Origin of the sequence: Bradyrhizobium centrolobii, assembly GCF_001641635.1 — a bacterium.
Lineage (GTDB): Bacteria > Pseudomonadota > Alphaproteobacteria > Rhizobiales > Xanthobacteraceae > Bradyrhizobium > Bradyrhizobium centrolobii.
Genome location: NZ_LUUB01000038.1, coordinates 55,541 through 79,816 on the forward strand (window position 1 = coordinate 55,541; position 24,276 = coordinate 79,816).

A 24,276-nucleotide genomic window follows, 5' to 3' on the forward strand; every position below is an offset into this window, starting at 1 on the left:
TGTGGAAGCTTCGGCACCCACGCGCTTGCGTGCGTTAGCCGTTTGGGGAGAGGCGGAGAGCAGTGGTTGGGGTGCTACTTGGCAGTCTGCAGCGCCGCCGTCTGCTTTGCGAGCTGCTTGTCGAACTCCTGTTCAAGACCGGCAGCATAGGTGGCAAGCTCGCCCGGCTTGACGAACGGGTTCGGCGCGCCGTCCTTCATCTGCGCGCGCTTGTCCTGCATGCCGTAGACCTCCGGATGCGGTCCGAGCAGAACGTCGATCTTCATCGCTCTGGCCTTGGCGTAGGTCGATCGATAGTCGTCGACGATGCCGGGATAGGTCGGCTGGCCGACCAAGCGGTTGAGCGCCACCGTTCCGCTGCAGAAGAACAGCACATCGCGGTCCTGGTTGCCGTCCTTGACGGTCATCTCCCAGCTCGTGCAGCCCGGCGAGTGGCCGGGTGTCGCGTGTGCCATCAGCGTGGTGTCACCGAGCGTGACCTTGTCGCCTTCCTTCACCGCGCGATCGACCTTCACCGCGGGAAAGGCGAGGTCCTCATTCTTCTCGTCGCCGGGGTAATAGCCGCCTTCAAGCAGCGGCTTGTCGCGCTCGCCAGCCACGAGCTGCGCACCGGTCTCCTTCTTGATCTCGGCGAAGCCGCCGGTGTGATCGAAATGCGCGTGGCTGTTAAGGATGTACTTGATGTCGGCGATCTTGAAACCAAGCTTGGCGATGTTGTCCTTGATCATGCCGGTCGACTCCGGCAGCGCCGTATCCATCAGGATCAGGCCCTGCGAGGTCTTGATGATGTAGACGGCGATGCCGTCGGTGCCGACATAATAGATATTGCCGATGAGCTGGAACGGCTCGAACGGCGTCGTCCATTTCTTGGTGACCGCCGCGATGAAATCTTTCACGGTCTGAGCCTGCGCGCTCGTTGCGAACAGCGCCACCGCGCACAATGCGGCTGCGAGCTTTTTCATAGTTTGCCTCCCGGAGAGTTCTTCGTTTTGACCGGACGCGACTTTCGCGGCTCGACCGGTGTGCAAGCTACGTCGCGCGAGGTGCGACAGCAACGGCCTCATGTCCGGAAAATTTCGGCGGCATGCGCGGAATAACGGTCCTTGTTCGGTTTCAGCATGGCGGCCATCGCTGCAACGCGGCCGGCCGCCGTTTGACCGCCCGCGGGCGGCCCGGCATACTTCGCCTCAAGACGAGCCAACAAGACTTGTCAACACCGGGAGCAGACATGACCAATTCATTGTCCGTCCTTGCGGGGACGCTGATTTCCGTCGTCTCCTTCGCCTCCATCGCCTTGTCGCAGCCGGCCTGCGTGACCCAGAACATGGCCGTGCCGCCCGGCGCCAACACCACCGACAAGACGGCGCCCTTTTTCATCGACACGACAGGCCTCGATTTCAAGACGGCGCCGCCGACGCGCGATCCATCGAACCCCAGCTATCCGCGCGCGACCGAACTGCCCGACGGCACGCTGCCGCTGCCTGGCGCAGAAGGCAATTTCATCATCGGTCCCACCCACAACCCAGCGCCGGAGACCATCGCAAAGGAGGGCGTGCCGCGCGGCACGACGAAATCCTTCACGCTGTCCTCAAGCGACAGCACGATCTACAATCCTGGCCTGATCCGCGACGATGTTGCCGGCTGCACCAACTCATCGATCATGACGACCGTCACCGCGCCGGACGACAAATCGCACATGCTCGTCACGACCAGTCATCCCGGCATCTGGTCGCGCACGATCGACGTCTATGTGCCGACCCAATATGTGAGCGGCACGGAGGCGCCGTTCATCGTCGTCGGCGACGGCGGCTCGAACGCCTACAAGGATCTCGCTACCACGCTCGACAATCTGATCGCGCAGCGCCGCGTGCCGCCGATGATCGCGATCCAGATCGGCAATGGCGGGCAGGACGCGCAGGGCAGCCAGCGTGGCCGTGAATACGACACTGTCTCGGGCACCTACGCGCAGTTCGTCGAGCGCGAGGTGCTTCCGCTGGTCGAGCAGCAGGCAGGTGTCAAGCTCACCAAAAATCCGGACGGGCGCGCGACGATGGGCCTGAGCTCGAGCGGCGCGGCGGCTTTCACCATGGCGTGGTTCTATCCCGACCTCTATCACCGCGTGCTGGCCTTCTCGCCGACGATGGTCAACCAGCAATGGCCGCACGATCCCGCACTGCGCGGCGGCGCCTGGGAATATCACAGCGCATGGACGGGGCCGGCCGGCCCCAACCTCATCGTGAAAGCAGGCGTGCTCACGCCGGCCGATCCACCGAGCGTACCGCTGATCCCGAACTCACCGGCCAAGCCGGTCCGCTTTTGGTTCTTTGTCGGCGACCAGGACCTGTTCTATCCAAATCCCACCATTCCAGACGGCATGCATGATTGGACCCTGTCGAACGAGCTCATGGCGAAAGTGCTGGCCGACAAGGGCTATCACTATCAGTTCCTGTTCGTGCGCAACGCAAAGCACGTCGATCGACCGACGATCGCGCAAACGCTGCCGGCCGCGCTGGAGTGGGTCTGGAAGGGCTATCCGATTCCGTGAGGCGCATGCCGCCGGACGCCGGCGCGTAGCGGAAGGGCGCTATCGTCCGATCGTCACGCCGGCGGTCGAGCGCATGGCGTCCTTCAGGCTCGTTGCGTTCATGTCGTCGAGGACCTGCCGCGTCAGCACGGTTGTTTGTCCGGGCGTGTTGAGGATCGTCTGGCCGTGCGATGACGACAGCCGGTCGGCCTTGTAGGGTGCCGCCGGATCGACGAGCGGAGCCGGCACTGGCGCGTGGCGCGGACGTTTGGCAGTGGCTGCAACGGCCGCGTGCGAGACGCACAGCGCAGCGATTGCGATCATTCGCAACAATTTCGTGGGCATGCGATCTCCCGTGTCAGGACGTGAGCCTAACACATTTCGCCAGCCATTGCAGGCCAAAGGGATCAGGCCGGCACGGCCTCGCGTGCGCGCTCCGGATGCCGCGGTTCGGCGAGCCCAGTGAAGCTGCGGTGGCCCGCATTCACGGGCGCCTCGACGATGACGCCCTCGCAGACGATCTGCCCGCCGAGCATCCTGAATTCGAGCTTGTCGTAGCGCGGCATCTTCTCGCCGGGCGCGGGCGGCAGCAGTTCGACGCGCCCCTGGATGTTCAGCGCAGCATCGCCGGTGCCGTGAAGCCGCGGGTTCCACATCCTGATCCCGGTTTCCGCCCAGCGCCGCCGGATCAGCGTGGCGCGATCGACAGGCTCTGCGGCTTTCGCCGGAGCCTTCGGGATATCAGGGGCTTCCGGTGAAGGGGCCGCGCAGGCCGGAATTGGCTCATCACCCGACGTGACGCTTTCCGCAACCGCCAAAGAGGCTTCTGCTGCCTCGGCCATGGCGGCCGGGGCGCTATCGACGGCCTCGGCGTCCGAGGTGTCGCTGCTGATGCTGACGCTGGGACGGTCTGCCGACAGATCTTCGGCGAGGTCGACCGGGGCGACCGGAGAGGCGTCTACCGTGACCGGCTCGACATCAGCGAGTGTGCTGCAGGATGACACATCGGGGCCGGCGATATCGGCCAAAGCCACCGGCGAACTCTCCGCGATGTCGCCAATCGCCGGTTCGTCCGCGACAACCGGTTCGACCTCTGCAGTGTCGCCGTGGTCCGGATCGGTGCTGATGCTGACATCCGGAACATCGGACTGGTCTGGGGCATCGACGACAGCGACCTGAGCCTCGTCTGCGATGACTGGCTTGACGTCCGCGAGCACGGTGCAAGGTGCATCGTTGCCGACGTCGAGGAGGCCGGTCGATGAGGTTTCCGCGATATCCGCAATCGGCGCGCTCTCCGCGGCGACCAGCTCAAACTCCGCGCTGCCATTGTGGGATGGGCCGCCGTTGATGCTGACATCAGGGACGTCGGAGCAGTCTGCGAGGTCGAACGGGGGAGGCGAGGAGTCTTCCGCGACGACGGGCTCGACGTCCGCGAGCACGATGCAAGGTGCATCGTTGCCGGCGTCGGGGAGGCCAGTCGATGAGGTTTCCGCAACATCCGTGATCGGGGCGCTGTCCGCGGCAACCGGCGCGACCTCCGCGTTGCCATTGTCGGATAGATCGCTGTTGATGCCGGCGTCCTGGGCATCGGAGCAGCCTGCGATGTCGACCGGGGGAGGCGCGGAGTCTTCCGTGGCGACCGGCTCGACATCCACGAGCACGTTGCAAGGTGAATCGTTGCCAACGCCGGGAAGATCAGTCGATGAGGTTTCCGCAACATCCGCGATCGCCGCACTGTCCGCGACAACCGGTCCGACGTCAGGGACAATATCGTGAGACGGCTCGCTGCCGATGCCAGCATCGGTGCACGCCGCCGGAGAAGCGTCCACGCTATCGACAACGGCGACCGGGGAGTGTTCCAGAGCAATGGGCTCAACACTCACAGCCTCGACCTGCGGCAAAGGCCGAAGCCGGGTGAACGCCCATTTCACCGCAGGAAGGCGGCGCAGCAACGCTATCAGTCTCGAAAGCACTGGAAGTTGTCCAAGAGGTACTCGGAATGAGACATTGCTGATTCGCCAGCAATGCGAAAATTGCCCCGGCTGTCACACAGATGTCAATGGATGCGACCCAATTGACGCACCGCATCCACGACAGCCGCGCGCCGCGCAACCGGTGTTGCAGCCGCTCTTCGGCTCCTGCCGCCGTCTTCGATCATCAATGATGCCGCCGCTCATTCGAAATGCATCGATGCGAAGGGGTCCTCCTCATGATCCGGGAAGCGTGCCGGCGGAGGCGGTGAGTTGGTCGGGCGCTCCGCTCCGTGAACATGCGGACGCGCTTGCGCGGTCTTGCGACTGAGTGCGACGGGGATGCCGTGCGCGAGCACCGACGCGTGGCATTCCCCGCGTGCTTCCTGCTCCGTGCACGTCGTTGCCGAGAGTGATGCGATGGCAATTGAAGCCGGATCCTGTCCGCGCCACGCCTGTGCCGCATCCGGCATCGTGAGCGACAGAACGAGCCGCACGGCCGCGACGATGTATGTCCTTGTCATGAGAGGCTCCAAAAACGATCCACACAAAAGGGATCGGGCGAGCCACGAGATATTCCGGCCCCTCACATCGATTCGCGAGAGTTCACGCTGGGTTCAACGGGCGTGAAGACGATGTGAGCTTGCGGGCAGATCCCGATCGCATGTCTGTCGGCAGCCTCGTTCTGCATGTTCGAGACGCGGCCCGTCGTCATTCCCTTCGTCGCCGGACCTCGCGACGATTGGCCGACCCCGCACTGGCCAAAAGAGCTAGGCCGGCTGCGTCTGCGCGAAGGCACTCGTTGTCAGCGCCAGGATGCAGGCGAATGCCAAGACGATCTTCTTCATCGGCTTCTCCATGGTTTCTCGCCCCCGGGGCAACGTCCCTGCGGATGCGGCGTTCCTCACGCGCCGAGTGCGAGAGCCGCGCGCGCTGTCGAGTGGCGCGAAACGCGCGGCGTTTGAACGGTTCTAAACGCGCAGCGGACAGATCGTCGCATCATGGCCGCTCTGGAGAAATTCTAACAGCGCACGCATCGAAGTTCGAAGATGGCTGCGATAGAGCGAGGCACCAACAATCATACCGGCAAAAGCCGGCTTACCTGCGGGGCGTCGCGAACGTGAAACTCTTATGCTTTGGTCACTTGTGTTCCACCACGCGAAAGGAAACGGTCTTATCGGTCTGTCTGCTCACCGCCAGTGCACTTGTTCTTTCGCTGACGAACGGTCCCGTGCAGGCGCAGACGCAACTTCCCTCGGTCACCGTCGACGCGCCAGTCGATAGCGCCCGTCCCGCAGCGGTGCCGTCGTCGCGACGGACGACGGCTACACGCACCACACGCGCCGCTCGTCGTGCTCCGGCGCAGCAAGTCGCGCCAACTCAGGCGGCATCGACTGCCCGCACCGGCGAACGTGCCAACGGTCCGGTGCGCGGCTTCGTCGCCACCCGAAGCGGCACCGCGACCAAGACCGACACGCCGCTCATCGAGACCCCGCAGTCGGTGTCCGTTATCACCACCGACCAGGTCAGGAACCAGGGCGCAGTCTCGATCGGTGAGGCGCTGCGCTACACGGCCGGCGTCAGCGGCGACGTCAATGGCGGTTCGGACACCCGCTTCGGCGGCCTGCAAATCCGCGGCTTCGACATGACCATGCCGGGACTCTACATCGACGGTCTGCGGATTCCGTCCAGCAACTACGTGCATTTCAACGGCCTTGATCCCTATGGCGCCGAGCGCCTTGAGGTCCTCAAGGGACCGTCCTCGGCGATGTATGGCGGCAGCGGCACCGGCGGCATCCTCAATTACGTGACCAAGCTGCCGACTGCGCAGCAATTCGGCGAAGTCTCGGTCTCGGGCGGCAGCTTCAACCGCTATCAGGGCCAGTTCGACATGGGCGGCCCCGCCAACAAGGAAGGCACCGTGCTGTGGCGTCTCACCGGCGTCGTCCGCGACGGCGAGACCCAGGTCGACTTCACCAAGGACAACCGCGTCTTCATCGCGCCGGCCGTCACCTTCAAACCGAACGACGATACCACCATCACCTTCCTGGCCAACTATCAGAGGGACCGGGCAGGGTGGGGCCTGCAGTTCCTGCCGGCCTCGGGCACGGTGTGGCCGAACAACGGCCGCACCATCCCGGTATCCTTCTTCGCAGGCGTGCCCGGCTTCGATGCGTTCAACACCGAGATCGCCACTGTGGGCTACCAGCTCTCGCATGATTTCAATGAAGCCATCACCTTCCGGCAGAACCTGCGCTACGCCTATCAGCACAACGAGGAAAAGGTGTTCTACGGCGCGGGCTACGCCGACGAGGCGGCAGGCCAGCTCGCACGTGTCGGCAGCTATAGCAACTCCTACATCAACTCTTTCGCGGTGGACAATCAGCTCCAGGGCAAGTTCACCACCGGCTTCCTCAGCCACACCACGCTGGTCGGCATCGACTATCGCAACACCTCATTCCGCGACACCGCCTTTGGTGTCGCGACCTCGGCTCCTGAGATCAACGTATTCGCGCCGGTCTACAGCTACGACTGGACCATTGGCGCCATGACAGACAACACCGGCGTCAGGCAATCGCAGGTCGGATTCTACGCGCAGGATCAGATCAAGCTCGGCCGGCTCTCGTTCCAGCTCGGCGGCCGCCAGGATTTCGTGACGACGAAGGTCAACGCCGATCTCTTCAACACCTCGGCGTCAACCGACGCCTCGGCGTTCACCGGCCGCGCCGCGGTGATGTACAATTTCGACAACGGCATCGCGCCCTATTTCAGCTATTCCGAGTCGTTCCTGCCGATACTTGCGACCGGCCCGGCGGGCCAATTGCTCAATCCCGAGACCGGGGTGCAGTACGAGGTCGGCGTCAAGTACCAGCCGATCGGCTGGAACGCCCTGTTCACCTTCGCGGCCTTCGACCTGACGCGCGACAACGTCGTCACCTATCCGCCTCCGACCTACCTCGCCGAACAGATCGGGCAGGTGAAGTCGCGCGGCATCGAGCTCGAGGGCACGATGTCGCTCGCCGGCGGCTGGAATCTGCGTGGCGCCTATGCCTATGTCGATGCCGTGTTGTCGCAGGATCCGGTCAATCTCGGCAAGGCGCCGCCCACCGTGCCGCTCAACCGCGCCTCGCTGTGGAGCGACTACACGCTGCAGAGCGGGCCGCTCGCCGGCCTGCAGTTCGGCGGTGGCATCCGTCACGTCGGTGCGACCTGGGGCGATGACGCCAACACGTTCAAGGTCGGATCGTCCACCGTGCTGGACGCGCTGCTTGCCTACACCAGAGACAATTGGCGCCTGTCGCTGAACGTCACCAATCTCGCCGACACCCGCTATGTCGCCGCCTGCTACAGCCTGTCGGGCTGCTTCTACGCGGAGGGGCGCAAGGCGATCGGCAAGGTGACCTATCGCTGGTGACCTTCACGACGATCCGCCGCCGGTGCATCGACCGGCGGTGGCAATCCCGCTCATGACGGGCGGCAATGGGTTCTGAATGCCATGAGATCGATCTTCGGGCGACTCCATCGCTGGGCCGGCTTGCTGACCGCAGGCTTTCTGTTCTTCTCAGGGATCACCGGCGCGATCATTTCGTGGGATCACGAGATCGACGAGGTCTTGAACCGGCGTCTCTACGATGTGACCACCCAAGGCCCGGCGATACCCTCGATCGAGCTCGCGAAGCTGATCGAGAGCCGCGACCCGCGCGCACGGGTCGTCTACCTCTTCATGACGCCGGAAGTCGGGCAATCGCTGTGGTTCTTCGTGCTGCCGCGGATCGATCCCGCGACGGGCAAGCGCTATGCGCTCGATTACAACCAGGTCTTCCTCGATCCCAACACCGGCGCCGAACTCGGCCGCCGCTATTGGGGCGCGGTATGGCCGGTGACGAGGGAGAACTTCGTCTCCTTCCTCTACAAGCTGCACTACACGATGCACATCCCGGAATTCTGGGGCAGCGATCGATGGGGGATGCGCGTTCTCGGCGTCATCGCCATCATCTGGACCATCGATTGCTTCGTTGGCTTCTATCTGACGCTGCCGAGCCGGCGACGCGCGAGCGCCACGCAGGCGCCCGCGGTCAGGCGTCAGCTCGCGCGAGGTTTCTTCGCGCGCTGGAGGCCGGCCTGGACCATCAAGACCAGCGGCAGCGCCTACCGGATCAATTTCGACATTCACCGTGCCTTCAGCCTGTGGACCTGGGGACTGTTGTTCGTCATCGCCTTCACGGCGTTCTCCCTGAACCTCTACTTCGAGGTCTTTTCTCCCCTGATGAAGATGGTGTCGAATTACACGCCGACGCCCTATGAACAGAGGCCGTATCGGAACCTCGACGATCCGATCGAGCCCAAGGTCACCTTTGCCGACATCGCGGCGCGCGCCGCCGCCGCCGGCCGCAGCCGCGGCTGGACCAAGCCGGTCGGCTCGATCAATTACGGCCCGGCGCACGGCGTCTATGCCGCGGCCTTCTTTCATCCCGGCGACGACCATGGTGCCGGTGGTGTCGGCCCGGCGCAGCTCTATTACGACAGCGAGGACGGACATCCGCTCGGCGAGCGACTGCCCTGGGTCGGCACCGCCGCTGACATCTTCGTGCAGGCGCAGTTTCCGCTGCACTCAGGACGCATCGCCGGGCTGTTCGGCCGCATCCTGATTTCGGTCATGGGGCTCGTGGTGGCGGCGCTCTCGGTGACCGGCGTCGTGATCTGGTGGCGCAAGCGCCGCGCCCGCATCAAGGTGCGAGAGACAGCCGCGATCCGCGCGAGCCAGCGCGTCGTGGCGGCGGAGTGATGAATGATTGATCCTTCGTTGCGACGCGGGTTGCGTCGGCGTTACGCCACGTAACCGCCTTCGTAGTCATCGTCTGTCTGGAGGATGGTCTCCGACAGGAGAGCGGCGGCCTTCTGCAGCGGCGCGATGAAGCGGTCGAGCTCGGCGAAGCTGACGCGAGCCACGGGGACAGAGACGCCGAGGCACGCAATCAGATTGCGATCGGGTGAAACGATCGGGACGGCGCATCCAACGACTCCCTTGACGTATTCCTCGTTGGTCTTGGCCCAACCGCGCTGGCGGGTCTCCGCGAGAACCTGCATCAGCCTGTCGCGATCCACGATCGTGTTGTCGGTGTATTGCGTTAGCGCGAGCGCAGAGCAGAGCTTTTCGCGGGCCTTCTCCGGCAGGCGGCTCATGTAGATCTTGCCGGTTGAGGTGCAGTGCAGCGGCGCCGCCTCGCCCGGATTGAATTGCAGGCCCTGCGGTTGCGATACACGGACGCTGTCGACATAGGTCACGACGTTGTCGCGCACGACGCCGATCTCGCACTGCTCGCCGATTTCCCCGGCGACCGCGCGTAACACGGCGTGCCGGCGCGCAGTGCGAAATGCGGCACCGATGACCTTGGCCGACAAGGTGACGAGTTGATTGCCGACCACATAGCGCTTGGTCCCGAGCGCCTTCTGAAGAAGGCCGCGTTCCTCCAGGTTTCCGATCAGCCGATGCGCCGTCGGAAGCGGAAGCGCGAGCGCCTGCGCGATCTCTGCGACCGAGACCGCTTTGGTCTGGCTCGCGATGTGCCCGACGATGGCGAACGCGCGATCGAGTGGTCCGTCGGTCTTGGTTGGCTCTGCCATCACCGTCCCTGTATTTGCGATTTATCAATTATCATTTTTCGGAATAAAAACTACTGAAATATGAAAAATATTCTAGGCTCTTTCCCTGGCTGCCCATATCGTTGGCTTTGCCGGCGGGTGAACAGGATTTGTGCAGTGCAAATCGGGTTCGCCCAGGTGCTCAACGGGGGAGTGGGATGTCAGCTCATTACGACGTCGATGCCGTGCGGAAGGAATTCCCGGCTGCCGAGCGGATGATCTATCTCGACTCCGGATTCCAGGCGCCGCTCGCGCGTCCCGTGAAGGCGGCGATCGACCTCTTCCTGCGCGAAGGTCTGGAGACGGCCGGCCCGAAGAGCGTGTGGCTCGATCGCGTCGAGCAGACGCGCGCCAAGGTCGCGCGTTTCCTCGGCGTGTCCGCCCACGAGATCGCCTTCACCAAGAACACCTCGGAGAGCATGAACATTGCCGCGAACGCGCTGCCGCTACGGGCGGGCGACAATGTCCTCATGATCCACGGCGATCACCCGAACAACGCCTATGCTTTCCTCAATCTGCAACGGAAGGGCGTCGAGGTGCGCTTCGTGCCGATGACTGACGTCATCGATGCGGCGAGCTTCCATCCCCACATCGACGCGAACACCCGCGCGATCTCGATGTCGCATGTGACGTTTCACGCCGGTCATCGCTTCGATATTGAAAGCATCGGTCGCTTCTGCGCGGAGAGGAAGCTTCATTTCGTCGTCGACGTGATGCAGGCGATCGGCATCGTGCCGATCGACGCCAAGGCCATCGGTGCGACGTTTGTCGGATCGGGAAGTCACAAGGGTCTGCTCGTTCCGCAAGGGCTAGGGCTGCTCTATTGGAACAGCGCGCATGCGGGGCTCGAGCCTGCGTATCTCGCCGCCGCCAGCCTTGCCGAGATCCCCTCCGATCTCATCGCACGCCCGGACAGGCTTGCTCCGGCGCCCAGCGCCCGCCGCTTCGAGCTTGGCAACTTCAACATTCCGGCGATCCATGCGCTCTGCGCTGCGCTCGACATGATCGAGCAGATAGGCATCGAGAATATCCGGAACCACTGCTTCGATCTCGGCGATCACCTCGTCGCCGCGCTCGATGCACTCGATATCCGCCTCGTCGGCCCGCGTGACCGGAAGCACCGCGCGCCGCACATCTACGTCATCGCGCTGCCGGCCGCCGATTGGCTTGGCTACTTCGAGGAGAACGGCGTCCGGGTGTCGCCGGAACGGGACGGAATTCGCGTGTCGTTCGGCATGTTCAATACGTTTGCCGATGTCGACCGCCTGGTCGAGCTCATCCGCCGGCGCGGCGTGAAGACATCATCCAGGGCCGCTTAGGCCTGACATCACAGAGGAGGGTGCAGGACATGAGGAATTTTGCACGGATATCGGGAGCCCTGTCAGCTCTTCTGGCCGTAGCTGCCATGGCCGAGCCGTCGGCCGCAGCCGACAGCCCGACGCTGAGCAAGATCAAGTCCAGCGGCGCGATCACGATCGGCTACCGTGAAGCTTCGATTCCGTTCTCCTATCTCGGGCCCGATCAGAAGCCGATCGGCTTCTCGCTCGATCTCTGCGCCGCCATCGTCGAGCGCGTCAGGACGGAGCTCAATCTGCCCAATCTCACCGTCAACTACACGCCGGTGAACTCGTCCAACCGCATCCCACTGATCCAGAGCGGCACCGTCGATATCGAGTGCGGCGGAACGGCCAACGACAAGAAGCGGCAGGAGCAGGTCTCGTTTTCGGTGGCGACCTTCGTCAGCCAGCCGCGCTGGCTGGTCAAGGCCGACAGCGGCGTGAAGACCGCCGGCAATCTCAAGGGAAAGACGATCGTCGTCACTCAGGGCTCGAATGCGGTGGGTTTTGCCCAAGGCGTCAACGCCAAGGAGCAACTCGGCCTCAACATCGTCCAGGCCAAGGATCACGCGGAATCGTTCCTGATGCTGAACACGGGGCGCGCTGCGGCCTTCATGGAAGATGATATTCTCCTCGCCGGCCTCAAGGCGGCAGCCCCGAATCCGGACGCGCTGATCTTCCTGCCCGAAGGTTACGCGAAAATCTATTACGGGCTGATGTTCACGAAGGGCGATGCCGGCTTCAAGGCGCTCGTCGACGACGTTCTGTCCAAGCAGATGGCGTCTGGTCAGTTCGAGAAGACCTACGCGAAATGGTTTACCAGGCCGATCCCGCCCAAGGGTGAGAATCTCGCATTCCCGCTCACCGAGACGCTGATGGAGCGGATCGCGCATCCGAGTGATGCGGTCGACTGACCGGAAGCGCCGCGGGACTCGATGTAGTCGCCTTCGCTCGCACCCAACCTAGAGGTTCGCGATGTTGGGAGTGCTTTTTGAACAGACGGCAGATGGCCAGCGCTATATCGACTGGCTCCTCTCAGGTCTCGGCTGGACGCTGGCGCTGGCCTTCTTCGGCTGGTGGATCGCCTTCGCTGTCGGTGTCGTCGTCGGGATCGGCCGTACCGTACAAAACCGGGTCGTTGCGGCGCTCGCGCGGCTTTATGTGGAGATCTTCCGCAACATCCCCGTCCTGGTGCAGATGTTCCTCTGGTACTTCGTGCTGCCGGAGATTCTCCCGACTTCGCTCGGCGACGCCATCAAGCAGATCCCGCCACCCTGGGGATCGTTCTTCCCGGCGCTGCTGTGCCTGGGTCTCTACACCGCCGCCCGCATCGCCGAGCAGGTGCGCGCCGGCATCGAGGCCTTGCCGAAGGGACAGACCGAGGCGGCGAGCGCGCTCGGTCTTGGCGGATACCTGAGCTATCGTCACGTCATCGTGCCGCAGGCGCTGCGCCTGATCGTGCCGAGCCTGACAAGCGAGGTCATGGGCATCTACAAGAACACGTCGGTGGCGATGACCATCGGTCTGATGGAGCTGACCGCGCAGGCGCGCCAGATCAGCGAAGCGACCTTCCAGACCTTCACCGCTTTCGGCGCCGCGACGCTGATCTACCTTGCACTCGCGCTCATTGCCTATCAATCGATGATGCTCATCGACAGGGCCGTGCGCATCCCCGGCTCCACGCCGGCAAAGGACGCGATCGAGCCGACTCTGGCGGACGACGTGCAGCCGGGCACCGCCTTGCCCCATGGAATGGAGGTCGTGAAATGAACAGTCTCGATTTCTCGATCCTTCTCCAGGCCTGGCCCTATCTCTGGTCGGGACTGCTTTTCTCCCTCGCGCTGACCGCGGCGGCCTTTGTCATCGGTATGCTGCTGGGGACCTGCTTCGCCCTCGTGCAGCACTTCGAGGTGCCGGTCGTCGCTCAGGTCGTACGCGGCTACATCGCGCTGATCCGCTCGATCCCGCTGATCCTCGTCCTGTTCTGGTTCTTCTTCCTGGTGCCGATCGTGCTCGGGCACCTCTATGGCAACGGCCGTCCGATTCCGATCGGCGCCACCTGGACGGCCTTCATCACCTTCGGCCTGTTCGAGGCGGCCTACTATTCGGAGATCATCCGCGTCGGATTGCGTGCGGTGAACAAGGGCCAGTTCGAAGCCTGCCAGGCGCTCGCCTTGTCCACCTTCGACACGTATCGATGCGTGATCCTGTCGCAGGTCATCCGCGTCGCGAGCCCGATCATCCTGAGTCAGACCATCATCCTGTTCCAGGACACCTCGCTCGTCTACGTACTTTCGCTGACCGACCTTCTCGGCGCGGCCTCGAAGCTTGCGCAGCTCAATGGCCGTCTCGTCGAAATGTATCTCGTGGTGGCGGTGGTCTATCTCGCCATCAGTTCGGCGGCGTCGCAATGCGTCGCCTCGCTCAGGCGGCGCTACGCGTTCACCGGGGCGCACAGATGATAGATCAGCTCGAACAGCCAGTGAGGGAAACGAAGATGCAAGGCACAGCAAGCCCGATCGATCGTTCGTCCACGATTGTTGTCGCGGAGAACCTGGTGAAGCGGTTCGGCGGCTTCACCGCGCTGAACGACATCAATCTCACCGTCGCGAAAGGCGAGAAGATCGTCCTGTGCGGACCTTCCGGCTCAGGCAAGTCGACGCTGATCCGCTGCATCAACCACATCGAAAGGCATGATGGCGGCCGGATCATCGTCGACGGCGTCGAGCTGACCGACCGCATGGCCGACATCAACGGCGTGCGCTCCGAGGTCGGCATGGTGTTCCAGAGCTTCAATCTGTTTCCGCATCTCTCGGTCGTCGAAAATTGCATGCTGGCGCCGATGAAGGTGCGCGGGCTCTCGCGTCCCGAGGCGCGTGAGCGCGCGATGGGGCTGCTCCGGAAGGTTCGTATCCAAGGTCAGGCGGACAAATATCCGGCGCAGCTCTCGGGCGGCCAGCAGCAGCGCGTCGCCATCGCCCGCGCATTGTGCATGCAGCCGAAGATCATGCTGTTCGACGAGCCGACCTCGGCGCTGGACCCGGAGATGGTCAAGGAGGTGCTGGACACCATGGTGCAGCTCGCAGCCGATGGCATAACTATGGTCTGCGTGACGCACGAAATGGGTTTTGCGCGCGAGGTGGCTGACCGTGTCGTGTTCATGGACCAGGGCAGCATCGTTGAGGATGGCGACCCCGAAACCTTCTTCCGGGCGCCCCGCACGGAGCGCGCCAAGGGCTTTTTGAACCAGATCATCCACTAGGGATTCTGAAGCCCTCCGGGCACAGCCAGCGCCCGGCACCATTTTGGATGGCGTCGGTCTGTCGCCAGCCGTGGATTAGATCAAACCGCGCAGCACTCCGATCAGCCGGCCACACTCTTCCTCCGTTCCGACCGTGATGCGCAAGAAGTCTTCGATGCGCGGTTTCCTGAAATGCCGGACCAGAACGCCGCGCTGGCGAAGCGCAGCCGCGAGATCGGCTCCGCCGTGGCTGCGATGGCGCGCGAAGACGAAGTTTGCGAGCGACGGCAGCACCTCGAAGCCGAGCTGCCCGAGATCGCGGGCCAGCGCTTCGCGGCTCGCGATGATGCGGGCGCGGGTCTGACGAAACCACCCGTCGTCCCCGATGGCCGCGATGGCCCCGGTGATGGCGAGGCAATCGACGGGATAGGAGTTGAAGCTGTCCTTTACCCGTTCCAACGCCTCGATCAGCGGCCGTTGGCCGATCGCAAAGCCAACCCGCAGGCCCGCGAGCGCGCGCGATTTCGAGAAGGTCTGGATGACGAGCAGATTGTCGTGGCGCGCAACGAGCGGCACGGCGCTCTCGGCGCCGAAATCGACATAGGCCTCGTCGACCACCACCAGCCGGTCCGGACGTTCGGCGAGCAGCTCCGCGATCGCGTCGCGCGGAAGCGCGATGCCGGTGGGTGCGTTCGGGTTGCAGAGAAGGATGGCGCTCGATGCTCGCTGGTAGCCGGCGAACTCGATCCTCATCGCGGCATCGAGCGGCACCTCCTCGTGAGCAACCCCATAGAGGCCGCAATAGACCGGGTAGAAGCTGTAAGTGACGTCGGGGAACAGAAGCGGCGCGTCGTGCTTCAGAAGCGCCTGGAAGGTGTGGGCCAAAACCTCGTCGGAGCCGTTGCCGACGAACACCTCTTCGGGCGCAACATCGCAGCGGGCCGCGATCGCCTCGCGCAGGCGCGTGGCGCGCGGGTCGGGATAGAGGCGCAGCCGCTCCGCCGCCGATGCGATCGCCGCCAGCACGCGCGGCGAGGGCGGATAGGGATTCTCGTTAGTATTGAGCTTGACGATGCCGTCCTGCTTCGGCTGCTCGCCCGGCACGTAGGGCGAAAGCGTGTGGACGACCGGACTCCAGAAGCGGCTCATGATCTCCGATCCAAGTTGATCGGGGCACAGTAGGGCATGCTGAGCGTCGGCGGAAGTGCGCATCCCGTTCAGCATCTGAAGCAGATCTGCACAAGCGTCGCAATTCGGGCCGTTCCGGCAAGCGCGGCCTTCATGCTAGGGTCGGCACGCAAACGCCGGAATTGAAAAACAAGAACGAGGGCCCGCGCAGCTTTGAGCTGCGCAGAAGAGCCGCAAGGAGAGGACCAAATGCCGGGTGCAGCCCTTCCCACCACTCCCTCCATTCCGACCGCGCCCGTGACGGCCGCCATTCTCGATGCTTTGCGGGGAATCGTGGGCGACAAAGGCCTGATCCTGGACGAGCAGGACAAGCAGCCCTTCGTGACCGACTGGCGCGGCACGCTGGCCGGGCAGGCCGCGGCGGTCGTGCGTCCCGCCAACACCGCGGAAGTCGCGGCTGTCGTCAAGCTCTGCCACGACAACGGCATTGCCATCGTGCCGCAGGGCGGCAACACCGGGCTGATGGGCGGCGCCACGCCGTGGCCGACGCACCGCGGCATCCTGCTGTCGCTCGGCCGCATGAACCACGTGCTCAATGTCGATCCCGTCGGTTACGCCATGACCGTGGAAGCGGGCTGCATCCTCGAGACGCTTCAGGACGCGGCCGCGCGCCATGACCGCTTCTTTCCGCTCAGCCTGGGTGCCCAGGGCTCGTGCATGATCGGAGGCAATCTGTCGACCAATGCCGGCGGCGTGCAGGTGCTGCGCTATGGCAATGCGCGAAAATCTGGTGTTGGGCCTCGAAGTCGTGCTGGCCAACGGCGACGTCTGGGACGGGCTGCGCGCACTCAAGAAGGACAATACCGGCTACGACCTCAAGCATCTGTTCATGGGCGCCGAAGGGACGCTCGGCATCATCACCAAGGCGGTGCTGAAGCTCTGGCCCGCGCCGAAGGACGTGTGCACGGCGTGGCTCGCGATCCGCGATCCCAACGCGGCCATCGAGATCCTGTCGGAGGCGTATGCCGCTTCCGACGACGACAATGTCGGCTCCTGCGAACTCATGAGCCGTACCTGCACCGACATGGTGCTGCGCCACATCCCCGGAACCCAGGATCCTCTCAAGGCGGAGACCGAATGGTATCTCCTTCTCGAATGGTCATCGGCCCGGCCGCGGCAGGACGGCGTCGCCGGCATGTCGGACAAGATGGAGCAGTTCTTGGCCGACCAGCTCGAGGCGGGCCGCGTGCTGGATGCGGTGATCGCGCAAACAGAAGCGCAATCGCGCAACATGTGGCGCATCCGCGAAAGCGTAGCCGAGGCCTCGCGCACTGAGGGGCCCGGCTTGAGCTACGACGTGTCGGTCGCGGTCTCCAGGATTCCGGAGTTCATCGACAAGGGTCTCAAGGCCGTGCTCGAGATCCTGCCGACGATCCGACCCTATCCGCTCGGCCACATCGGAGACGGCAATTTGCACTTCTCCTTCATGGGTCCGAAGGGCATGGATCGCGAGACGCTCGCCCTGTATTCCGCGGCGATCACGCGGGTCGTCAACGACCTCATCACCTCCATGGCAGGATCGATCTCGGCGGAGCACGGCATCGGCATCGAGAAGCTCGATGAGCTCGCGCACTATCGTTCGAAGACCGAGCTCGACGTCATGCGCATGATCAAGCGGGCGCTCGATCCCAAGAACATCATGAACCCGGGCAAGGTGCTGCGGCTCTCATGAGTGAGGCGCGGAGGTGGCAACATGCTCCGCTAAGGTAGCACCCCTCTCTTTGCACTCGCGTTCAAAGAGCCGCAAAATCGCTTCTACAAGCACGGGGCGATATTGCTTCTCGGATTTTTCGTCGTGGCCGCGATCTCTCTGAATCGAATTAGCGGTTGGGAGGGAATTTAGCGATCTTACTGACCGCAGTCCAAGTCCGCTTTGGGGGGCCATAGCGGACGTGGCCAGGCTACCGTAGCGCGGTACTGGGCCGGGCGGTCCGATCGCCGCTCGTTTGCGCTCGGACGACGATGCAGACGTCTCCCTTGCCGCGTGGCTTCGGATGCCGGCCTCTCGCGCTTCCATTTCTGCTGCGCCTTCAAGGAGAGCACCGGGCTCTCGCCGCATACCTGGCTGCGCCAGCACCGGCTGGAGCAGGCCATGACGATGCTGTGCGACACCGACGGCTCGGTCGCCGCGGCGCTTGGCTGCTCCTCCCGAACTGCTTTCGCGGCCGCATTCAGGAAGCTGACCGGTGAAACCCCGAGCCATTCTGGCGGAGGCGCAGCATTAGCAGCAATCGCTCTACAGTGACGGCAATCGTTCTGGGGCAGTCGCAGGTCAAGTTCGATAGATCATCACGGTCACACACCACCAATGAGCTCGTCACCGCTCTCTGAACACCTCACCGGCATTGATCGCGCGTCCCACGCGGGAAGCGCGGCCCGCCCATGATCGAGCGCCAAGATCGAACGCAGGAGTTTTCAAAGATGAATCGGATCATCCGCAACACTCAGCAGGAGACAAACATGAGCCTAGACGACACCTCACACCCCGGTAGACCGGGGCCCGACGAGTTGGTTCCGTCGCGCTACGCGCTGAAGGTCGGCGAGATTGACGTGCTGGTGGTCAGCGATGGCGTGCTACCGCTCCCAACCGCAATGTTGGCGCACAACGCCGACCCGGCCGTCCGGGCGGCCTGGCTGCACGACATGTTCCTGCCGCCGGACGCTTTCGACTGGGCGCTGAACGTGGTCGTGGTACGTAGCGGCGGCAAGACCATCCTCATCGACGCTGGACTAGGGGCCGACCCGGACTTGCATTTGCCGCGGGCCGGGCAGTTGATCAAGCGACTGGAGGCCGCCGGCATCGATCTTGCGTCCGTGACCGACTTGGTGCTGACCCACATGCACATGGACCACATTGGCGGGCTGCTCGTCGACGGGGTGAAGGAGCGGCTGCGTCCGGACCTGCGGATCCACGTGGCGGCCGCCGAGGTCAAGTTCTGGGAGTCGCCCGATTTCTCCCACACCTCCATGCCACCGGGGTTCCCGGACGCGCTTCGGTCGGCCGCCAAGCGGTTCGTGAACGCGTACCACAACCATCTGCGGCAGTTCGATGAGGAGCACGAGGTTGCGCCGGGCGTGGTCGTCCGCCGCACCGGCGGCCACACCCCCGGGCACAGCGTGGTCCGCCTGGCGTCCGCCGGCGACGCGCTGACGTTCGCCGGCGACGCCGTGTTCGCGGTCGGGTTCGACCAGCCCGACTGGCATAACGGCTTCGAACACGACCCCGAGGAAGCAGCGCGCGTTCGGGTCCGACTTTTGCGGGAGCTGGCTGAGACCGGCGAGATGCTGGTGGCCACGCACCTGCCGTTCCCGTCCGTCGGCCGGGTGGCGGTCGCCGGCGACACCTTTCGTTGGGTACCGGCCTTCTGGGACTACTGACCGCTTGTTGGGTTAGAGCCGAACCAGGGCGTGTACTCATAGCGTTGATGAGTTCACGCCCTGGTTTCCCGCGTTGCCGATTGCGCCCGGCTCGCCGCCGATGTCGGGCAGAGCACCCAACGCCGCTTTCGCGCAGCTCGAAAGTCAACCCTGTCCGCCAAAGATATTCCACTTTACCGAAATTCGGATTTCGCCGGGGAGAGCGCGGCATAAGCCGTAAAGCCACTGCGCAGGGAAGGCCGGGATGTCTTGGCTGCCCTGTATGCCGCTGTGCAGTTTCCTTTTGCGTGACTGTTGCATAGCGGACCGCGGGTGCCAGCCGCGCCCGGCCTTCCCTGCGCCCTCGGCATCCATTGGGGGCGAGACGAAGCGCATAACTCGGGCAAAACGGGCCGCGAGAACGCGAAATCATGCCTTGCGCGACCGCGAGGCGGCTTTATTCCGGCCGCGGATGCTTTAAGGAAGTGCCTGGCAGATACGATCCCACGCCGCCGGCGGCGGTACGGATCGACAGAGATCAAAGCCGGGCCGCCCAGTTCGGGGAGCGCTCGCTCAGGAGAAGGACGCAAGATCATGATCAATACGGTTGGCATCATCGGGGCGGGCACCATGGGGAACGGCATTGCCCAGGTCTGCGCGGCAGCCGGGCTCGAGGTGGAGATGGTCGACATCTCCGATGCCGCGGTCGGCCGCGGCATCGCCACCATCGGCGGCAGCCTCGACCGTCTGGTCAAGAAGGAGAAGCTGAGCGCGGCCGACCGCGAGGCGACGCTCAAGCGCATCACCGGTACGACCGACCGGGCGAAGCTTGCCAATTGCGACCTCGTGATCGAGGCCGCGACCGAGAACGAAGAGCTCAAGGTCAAGATCCTCAGGGATCTCTGCGCGACGCTGTCGCCGCGCACCCTTGTCGCGACCAACACCTCCTCGATCTCGATCACCAAGCTCGCCGCCGCGACCGATCGCCCCGACCGCTTCATCGGCATGCATTTCTTCAACCCGGTTCCGGTGATGGCGCTGCTGGAACTGATCCGCGGCCTGCAGACCTCGGACGACACCCACGCCAAGGCCCTCGATTTCGCCAAGCGCGTCGGCAAGGTGGCGATCACCGCGAAGAACAGCCCGGGCTTCGCCGTCAACCGCATCCTGTGCCCGATGATCAACGAGGCGATCTTCGCGCTTCAGGAAGGCATTGCCACGGCCGAAGAGATCGACGCCGGCATGAAGCTCGGCTGCAACCATCCGATCGGGCCACTGGCGCTCGCCGATCTCGTCGGCCTCGACACCATGTTGTCGGTGATGGAGGTCTTTTATAAAGGCTTCAACGACACCAAATATCGTCCAGCGCCACTGCTGAAAGAGATGGTCGATGCCGGCCATCTCGGCCGCAAGACCGGGCAGGGCTTCTACACCTACAGCGCCTGATTTTGGCGCAGGCGGCGGGCGTTCAGCGTTCCGCCGCCTCTCTCCCGCAATTTGCGCTGCGACAAAGACGGAGCGGCGCGATCAGCCCAGACAATGTCGCGAGGGCGGTTGCGGAATCAACGGAACGGATATCAAAGGAAATGTCGGATCGACTGAAGGCCGAGCGCGAAGCTGCGGCCGAGCGGCGGAACCTTCTGGTTCAGGATGCCATCGAGCGCACCGGGATCACCGAAGAGATGATCGGGGAACTTGTCACGCGCTTCTACGGGCGCGTGCGCGAGGATGCGTTGCTGGGCCCGGTGTTCGCGATCGTCAAGGATTGGGACGAGCACCTCGCCAAGCTCAAGAACTTCTGGTCCTCGGTGGTGCTGATGACCGGCCGCTATCATGGTTCGCCGATGCGAGCGCATCTGCCCCTGAGCTTGATCGGCGATCATTTCGACCGCTGGCTCGACCTGTTCGAGCAGACGGCACGCGAGGTCTGTCCGCCCGCGGCAGCCTCGTTCTTCATCGAGAAGGCGCGACGCATCGCCGACAGTTTTGAGATGGCGTCGGCCACGGTGGCCGGACGCATCGCCGCGCCGCGTCACGTGCTGAGAACTTGAACTCGACAGGTTGCCTGCGAAACGTGCAGTTGTGTCATTGCCGTTCTGCACTGCGTCGAATGATGGCGCGTTGCACCAATTCCAATGTAATCGGCCTGACCTGCAAAAACATCATGACCAGTCGCGCGTCATGACGTTGCAATCGAGAAAATGCGCGTGAACGCGTTTATTCGCATTCAATCAGCGCGAGTAAAACCGCATTGATGCACTGCGGCGCAAATTCTTCGCCTTCTTTTTGGCCGAGTTCCAGCGCCTGCTAGCATGCATGTCGAGTGCATCGTTCAACATCATCTCCACATCATCGTCCTCCAACACCGCGACCGAACCTGACGTCGACGCGGGCACGGAGCAAACACGGCGAACGCTCCTCATCGGTGCGCTCGCCACCACGGCCTGCCTCGGCTGTTCGGCGGCGTCTCATGCGGGCGAGGATGCACCCGGCGCCGACGAGCGGCCGCAGAAGGGCGACCTCCTCGTCTTCTCCGAAGGCGATCAGGAAGGAAAGGTCATCACCTCCGCCGACCTGCCGCGCGGCGGGCCGCCGGTGCATGCCTGGCCGAAAGATCCCAAGACGTCAGTGGTGCGCAGCGGCTCGCGGCTCAACGAGATCCTGATCATCCGGCTCGACCCCGCCGAGCTCGACGATCAGACCAAGGCGCGCGCCGTGGACGGCATCATCGCCTATTCGGCGATCTGCTCGCATGCCGGCTGTCCCGTCACCGCCTGGGTCAAGAGCGATGTCGGCGACAAGGAGGTGTTCAAATGCATGTGCCACAACTCCGAATACGATCCTCGCGCAGGCGCACAGGTCGTGTTCGGGCCGGCACCGCGGCGCCTCGCTGCGCTGCCGCTCGCGCTCGCTGATGGCTCGCTCAGCGTCGCAGGCAATTTCATCGGAAAGGTAGGTGGCCAGCAGCCTGGATGATGGACGGCGCGGGTCGCGCCCGCGTCACAAGAGGCCGCATCCGCCGATGGGCGGGTGACGAGAAGAACGACAAGAATTCACGACAAGAATTCAACGGATGAATCAAAGGGGAACGTCCATGACCAGGAAGCAATGGTTACTGTCCGGCTTCGTCGCCTTCACCTGCCTTGTCTCGACCGTTGCCGGCGCTGGCCCGATCGAGAACTACAGTCCGGTCACCGCGCAGCGCCTGGAGAATCCGGAAGCCGCCAACTGGATGCTCTATCGGCGGACCTATGACGGGCAGGGCTATAGCCCGCTCGACCAGATCACCACAGCCAACGTCAAGAATCTCACGCCGGTCTGGACGTTTGCCACAGGCGTGGTCGAAGGCCACGAGGCGCCGCCGATCGTCAACAATGGCGTGATGTTCGTGGCAACGCCGATGGGGCAGGTGATCGCGCTGAACGCCAAGACCGGCGACGAATACTGGCGCTACAAGCGGCAGCTCCCCGACGATCTCTTCCAGCTGCATCCGACCAGCCGCGGCGTCGGCCTCTGGGAGGACAAGCTCTATCTCGCCACCACCGACGACCACGTCGTCGCGCTCGACGCCAAGACCGGCAAGGTGGTCTGGGACACCAAGGTGCAGGATTACAAGAAAGGCCAGTACATGACCCTGATGCCGCTGATCGTCGACGGCAAGGTCATCGTCGGCGGCTCCGGCGGCGAGTTCGGTGTGCGCGGCTACGTTGCCGCCTATGACGCCAAGGACGGCAAGGAGTTGTGGCGGACCTTCACCATCCCCGGCGAAGGCGAGCCTGGTCATGACAGCTGGCAGGGCGACGACTGGAAGAACGGCGGCGGCTCGGCCTGGATGACCGGCAACTACGACAAGGACACCAAGACCATCTACTGGGGCGTCGGCAACGCCGCGCCGTGGCCCGGCGAGATGCATCCCGGCGACAATCTCTATACCTCGTCGGTGCTCGCGCTCGATCCCAACACCGGGAAGATCAAGACCTATCACCAGTATCACCAGAACGATTCCTGGGACTGGGATGAGGTCGATGCGCCGATGCTGGTCGACCTGCAACGCGACGGCCGCAGCATCAAGAGCCTGATCCACCCGGGTCGCGATGCGATCTTCTGGGTGCTCGAGCGCGCGCCGACCAAGATCAACTACGTCGCCGGCTGGCCGTTCGTCTCCACCGACGTCTGGAAGGGCATCGAACCGGAGAGCGGAAAGCCGATCGTCGATCCCGCGCATAAGCCCGTCATCGGCAAGCGCGTCGAGTTCTGTCCGTCGCTCTGGGGCGGCAAGGACTGGCCGTCGGCGGCCTACAGCCAGAAGACCGGTCTCGTCTACGTACCCGCCAACGAGAATTTCTGCGGCGGCTTCACCGGCGAGAAGATCCCGCTGAAGCCGGGCGAGCTCTGGCTCGGCACCAAGCCGGAAGACATCGGCCTGAAGGCGAAGCCCGGCGCCGATCATTTCGGCGAGCTCCAGGCCTGGGATCCCGCGACCGGAAAGAAGGTGTGGCAGTACAATTTCCCGAAGTCGCAGCTGTTCGGTTCGGTGACGGCCACCGCCGGAGACCTCGTCTTCGCCGGCGGCACCAACGACCGCAACTTCCGCGCCTTCAACGCCAAGACCGGCGAGCTGCTCTGGGAGCAGAAGACCAACTCCGGCATCATGGGCATGCCGGTGTCCTATGAGGTCGACGGGACGCAGTACATCGCGATCCAGTCCGGCTGGGGCGTCGATGCGCAACGCATCCAGGATGCGCTCGCGACCAACAACATCGGCATCGAATCCAATGTGCCGCAGGGCGGCGTCATCTGGGTCTTTGCGCTGAAGAAATAGCTCCGCGGCGGATCGAAAGAAGCGGAGCGTGCAGGGGGCGAGCGAATGCGGCGGACGGCAACGTCCGCCGCATTTTGCCATGCGACGAGGATTACCTTCTCCCCTTGTGGGAGAAGGTGGCGCGAAGCGCCGGATGAGGGGTCTCTATCCGCGGGTAACAATGCGAGAGGATTGGTCGCGGAGGCAGACCCCTC

At 63.8% G+C, this 24,276-nt stretch carries 19 protein-coding genes and 2 pseudogenes; 15 read left to right on the forward strand and 6 right to left on the reverse strand.

The annotated features are described in order from the left end of the window. Positions 1 to 74 precede the first annotated feature (74 nt). Complete coding sequence (gene blaBJP, locus AYJ54_RS09030) at positions 75 to 962, reverse strand: BJP family subclass B3 metallo-beta-lactamase (RefSeq protein ID WP_063698475.1); 888 nt, start codon at positions 960 to 962, stop codon at positions 75 to 77. A gap of 266 nt (positions 963 to 1,228) precedes the next feature. On the opposite strand from blaBJP, the gene AYJ54_RS09035 reads away from it, so the two are divergent. Beyond that, positions 1,229 to 2,545 carry an alpha/beta hydrolase gene (locus AYJ54_RS09035; protein ID WP_063698477.1) on the forward strand — a complete coding sequence of 439 codons (1,317 nt, stop codon included), beginning with the start codon at positions 1,229 to 1,231 and terminating at the stop codon, positions 2,543 to 2,545. Between the two features lie 39 nt (positions 2,546 to 2,584). Here the strand turns inward: AYJ54_RS09035 and AYJ54_RS09040 are convergent, their stop codons facing one another. From AYJ54_RS09040 to AYJ54_RS09050, 3 genes are all read right to left on the reverse strand, one after another. After that, entirely contained in the window at positions 2,585 to 2,869 is a 285-nt protein-coding gene (locus AYJ54_RS09040; protein ID WP_063698478.1) for a TonB-dependent receptor plug domain-containing protein, read from the reverse strand. 62 nt (positions 2,870 to 2,931) lie between these two features. After that, entirely contained in the window at positions 2,932 to 4,185 is a 1,254-nt protein-coding gene (locus AYJ54_RS09045) for a hypothetical protein (RefSeq protein ID WP_136623562.1), read from the reverse strand. 512 nt (positions 4,186 to 4,697) lie between these two features. Further along, on the reverse strand, positions 4,698 to 5,018 hold the full coding sequence (locus tag AYJ54_RS09050; protein WP_063698482.1) for a hypothetical protein: 321 nt from the start codon (positions 5,016 to 5,018) through the stop codon (positions 4,698 to 4,700). Positions 5,019 to 5,920: 902 nt separating this feature from the next. Between AYJ54_RS09050 and AYJ54_RS09055 the strand changes: the two genes are divergently transcribed. Then, on the forward strand, positions 5,921 to 7,909 hold the full coding sequence (locus AYJ54_RS09055; protein ID WP_063698484.1) for a TonB-dependent siderophore receptor: 1,989 nt from the start codon (positions 5,921 to 5,923) through the stop codon (positions 7,907 to 7,909). Positions 7,910 to 7,990: 81 nt separating this feature from the next. Next, complete coding sequence (gene fsrB, locus AYJ54_RS09060; RefSeq protein WP_063698486.1) at positions 7,991 to 9,280, forward strand: siderophore utilization protein FsrB; 1,290 nt, start codon at positions 7,991 to 7,993, stop codon at positions 9,278 to 9,280. A gap of 41 nt (positions 9,281 to 9,321) precedes the next feature. On the opposite strand, the gene AYJ54_RS09065 is transcribed toward fsrB, so the two are convergent. Further along, the gene (locus AYJ54_RS09065; protein WP_063698488.1) at positions 9,322 to 10,119 is read right to left on the reverse strand and encodes an IclR family transcriptional regulator; all 798 of its coding nucleotides are present in this window, start codon (positions 10,117 to 10,119) and stop codon (positions 9,322 to 9,324) included. A 176-nt stretch (positions 10,120 to 10,295) separates the two neighbouring features. On the opposite strand from AYJ54_RS09065, the gene AYJ54_RS09070 reads away from it, so the two are divergent. From AYJ54_RS09070 to AYJ54_RS09090, 5 genes are all read left to right on the forward strand, one after another. Continuing rightward, positions 10,296 to 11,456 (forward strand): aminotransferase class V-fold PLP-dependent enzyme, encoded by a 1,161-nt coding sequence (locus tag AYJ54_RS09070; protein WP_082905559.1) that lies wholly within the window; start codon positions 10,296 to 10,298, stop codon positions 11,454 to 11,456. 29 nt (positions 11,457 to 11,485) lie between these two features. Continuing rightward, positions 11,486 to 12,388, forward strand: coding sequence for an amino acid ABC transporter substrate-binding protein (locus tag AYJ54_RS09075; protein ID WP_063698492.1), 903 nt, complete (start codon positions 11,486 to 11,488; stop codon positions 12,386 to 12,388). Positions 12,389 to 12,449: 61 nt separating this feature from the next. Beyond that, positions 12,450 to 13,244, forward strand: a complete 795-nt coding sequence (locus AYJ54_RS09080; RefSeq protein ID WP_063698494.1) for an amino acid ABC transporter permease — start codon at positions 12,450 to 12,452, stop codon at positions 13,242 to 13,244. After that, the gene (locus AYJ54_RS09085; RefSeq protein ID WP_063698496.1) at positions 13,241 to 13,936 is read left to right on the forward strand and encodes an amino acid ABC transporter permease; all 696 of its coding nucleotides are present in this window, start codon (positions 13,241 to 13,243) and stop codon (positions 13,934 to 13,936) included. The genes AYJ54_RS09080 and AYJ54_RS09085 overlap by 4 nt, the downstream gene beginning before the upstream one ends. Further along, complete coding sequence (locus tag AYJ54_RS09090; RefSeq protein ID WP_136623563.1) at positions 13,933 to 14,736, forward strand: amino acid ABC transporter ATP-binding protein; 804 nt, start codon at positions 13,933 to 13,935, stop codon at positions 14,734 to 14,736. The genes AYJ54_RS09085 and AYJ54_RS09090 overlap by 4 nt, the downstream gene beginning before the upstream one ends. Before the next feature lie 75 nt (positions 14,737 to 14,811). Here AYJ54_RS09090 and hisC read toward each other — a convergent pair whose 3' ends face one another. Further along, the gene (hisC, locus tag AYJ54_RS09095) at positions 14,812 to 15,864 is read right to left on the reverse strand and encodes a histidinol-phosphate transaminase (protein ID WP_063698711.1); all 1,053 of its coding nucleotides are present in this window, start codon (positions 15,862 to 15,864) and stop codon (positions 14,812 to 14,814) included. A gap of 228 nt (positions 15,865 to 16,092) precedes the next feature. On the opposite strand from hisC, the pseudogene AYJ54_RS09100 reads away from it, so the two are divergent. The 7 genes and pseudogenes from AYJ54_RS09100 to AYJ54_RS09135 all read left to right on the forward strand — a co-directional run bounded on the left by AYJ54_RS09100 (position 16,093) and on the right by AYJ54_RS09135 (position 24,082). Continuing rightward, positions 16,093 to 17,575 (forward strand): annotated as a pseudogene (locus AYJ54_RS09100) (FAD-binding oxidoreductase). Positions 17,576 to 17,846: 271 nt separating this feature from the next. Continuing rightward, a pseudogene (locus AYJ54_RS09105) lies at positions 17,847 to 18,120 on the forward strand (helix-turn-helix transcriptional regulator); the annotation flags it as partial. A 204-nt stretch (positions 18,121 to 18,324) separates the two neighbouring features. Further along, positions 18,325 to 19,281, forward strand: a complete 957-nt coding sequence (locus AYJ54_RS09110) for an MBL fold metallo-hydrolase (RefSeq protein WP_063698712.1) — start codon at positions 18,325 to 18,327, stop codon at positions 19,279 to 19,281. A gap of 573 nt (positions 19,282 to 19,854) precedes the next feature. Further along, positions 19,855 to 20,706: a 3-hydroxybutyryl-CoA dehydrogenase gene (locus AYJ54_RS09120; RefSeq protein WP_063698502.1), complete on the forward strand. Its 852-nt coding sequence runs from the start codon at positions 19,855 to 19,857 to the stop codon at positions 20,704 to 20,706. Positions 20,707 to 20,846: 140 nt separating this feature from the next. Then, a complete protein-coding gene (locus tag AYJ54_RS09125) occupies positions 20,847 to 21,311 on the forward strand; it encodes a group III truncated hemoglobin (protein ID WP_063698504.1) in 465 nt (154 codons plus the stop codon). 265 nt (positions 21,312 to 21,576) lie between these two features. Next, positions 21,577 to 22,236: a QcrA and Rieske domain-containing protein gene (locus tag AYJ54_RS09130; RefSeq protein WP_063698713.1), complete on the forward strand. Its 660-nt coding sequence runs from the start codon at positions 21,577 to 21,579 to the stop codon at positions 22,234 to 22,236. Positions 22,237 to 22,354: 118 nt separating this feature from the next. Beyond that, positions 22,355 to 24,082 carry a methanol/ethanol family PQQ-dependent dehydrogenase gene (locus AYJ54_RS09135; protein WP_063698505.1) on the forward strand — a complete coding sequence of 576 codons (1,728 nt, stop codon included), beginning with the start codon at positions 22,355 to 22,357 and terminating at the stop codon, positions 24,080 to 24,082. Positions 24,083 to 24,276: the final 194 nt, after the last annotated feature.

Bases quoted from the DNA above. Each gene is read 5' to 3' on its own strand.
- AYJ54_RS09035 (WP_063698477.1), top strand. From the start codon at position 1,229: ATGACCAATTCATTGTCCGTCCTTGCGGGGACGCTGATTTCCGTCGTC.
- AYJ54_RS09085 (WP_063698496.1), top strand. From the start codon at position 13,241: ATGAACAGTCTCGATTTCTCGATCCTTCTCCAGGCCTGGCCCTATCTC.
- blaBJP (WP_063698475.1), bottom strand. From the start codon at position 962: ATGAAAAAGCTCGCAGCCGCATTGTGCGCGGTGGCGCTGTTCGCAACG.
- AYJ54_RS09040 (WP_063698478.1), bottom strand. From the start codon at position 2,869: ATGCCCACGAAATTGTTGCGAATGATCGCAATCGCTGCGCTGTGCGTC.
- AYJ54_RS09125 (WP_063698504.1), top strand. From the start codon at position 20,847: ATGTCGGATCGACTGAAGGCCGAGCGCGAAGCTGCGGCCGAGCGGCGG.
- AYJ54_RS09135 (WP_063698505.1), top strand. From the start codon at position 22,355: ATGACCAGGAAGCAATGGTTACTGTCCGGCTTCGTCGCCTTCACCTGC.
- AYJ54_RS09080 (WP_063698494.1), top strand. From the start codon at position 12,450: ATGTTGGGAGTGCTTTTTGAACAGACGGCAGATGGCCAGCGCTATATC.
- AYJ54_RS09070 (WP_082905559.1), top strand. From the start codon at position 10,296: ATGTCAGCTCATTACGACGTCGATGCCGTGCGGAAGGAATTCCCGGCT.
- AYJ54_RS09065 (WP_063698488.1), bottom strand. From the start codon at position 10,119: ATGGCAGAGCCAACCAAGACCGACGGACCACTCGATCGCGCGTTCGCC.
- AYJ54_RS09090 (WP_136623563.1), top strand. From the start codon at position 13,933: ATGATAGATCAGCTCGAACAGCCAGTGAGGGAAACGAAGATGCAAGGC.
- hisC (WP_063698711.1), bottom strand. From the start codon at position 15,864: ATGAGCCGCTTCTGGAGTCCGGTCGTCCACACGCTTTCGCCCTACGTG.
- AYJ54_RS09120 (WP_063698502.1), top strand. From the start codon at position 19,855: ATGATCAATACGGTTGGCATCATCGGGGCGGGCACCATGGGGAACGGC.
- AYJ54_RS09075 (WP_063698492.1), top strand. From the start codon at position 11,486: ATGAGGAATTTTGCACGGATATCGGGAGCCCTGTCAGCTCTTCTGGCC.
- AYJ54_RS09050 (WP_063698482.1), bottom strand. From the start codon at position 5,018: ATGACAAGGACATACATCGTCGCGGCCGTGCGGCTCGTTCTGTCGCTC.
- AYJ54_RS09130 (WP_063698713.1), top strand. From the start codon at position 21,577: ATGTCGAGTGCATCGTTCAACATCATCTCCACATCATCGTCCTCCAAC.
- AYJ54_RS09110 (WP_063698712.1), top strand. From the start codon at position 18,325: ATGAATCGGATCATCCGCAACACTCAGCAGGAGACAAACATGAGCCTA.
- fsrB (WP_063698486.1), top strand. From the start codon at position 7,991: ATGAGATCGATCTTCGGGCGACTCCATCGCTGGGCCGGCTTGCTGACC.